We start from the raw sequence: 673 nt of genomic DNA on the forward strand, positions 1-673 counted from the left end.
CTGTTTCAGATATGCAACTTAAACTCCTTCAAAAAGTTGAAGAACTCACTCTTCATTTGATTAAACAGAACAAGATAATTAAGCAACAGCAGCAAAAGCTCGCAGATCACACAAAACAAGCAGATGAGATAAAACGTCTGGAACAACGAATCGAACAATTAGAAGCGAAAGAACATCCGACCCGGTGAACGGGCCCGGAACCATTCTTTTTCGCCAATAACCTGATTCAGGAGCATTGGTTGTAATTATTACAAAAAGGAATAATATATTTTATAGTAAACTTCGGCATTGATTGATTGTGCGCGCCCAATTCGGGTTACTGTAGTCATCCTCATATTATTCATTATCGTGGAGATAAGTCTGTGCACTGCGACATGATCGCAGTGCACAGACTTATTTTCGTCAAGCATTCGTGAGCAAGAACACTTCAAGATCAATAAAATGAACAATTTAAGAAAAGTAAAAAGATAATCATACTATCCAACCGGCTATTGGAGTACTCTTTCACGGTCAACTCTCAAGCCAACACAGCCACATTGCAGTCTGGAACTAATTCGTTAACTTCGTTCACTGATTTCCCAAACTCCATTGTAATCACAACAGAAAAGGGATTTGAGTACCTGAATCTGCAAACACAAAAAATGAGTTCCATTAAAACGAATCATATTATGAG

Annotated in this window: 1 pseudogene; it reads left to right on the forward strand. The window is 38.0% G+C overall.

Annotation, left to right across the window (positions count from 1 at the left end):
• Positions 1–188: pseudogene (locus DDR33_RS26250) on the forward strand (hypothetical protein); the annotation flags it as partial.
• Positions 189–673 lie beyond the last annotated feature (485 nt).

The organism is Pararcticibacter amylolyticus (assembly GCF_003130405.1).
GTDB classification, from domain to species: domain Bacteria; phylum Bacteroidota; class Bacteroidia; order Sphingobacteriales; family Sphingobacteriaceae; genus Arcticibacter; species Arcticibacter amylolyticus.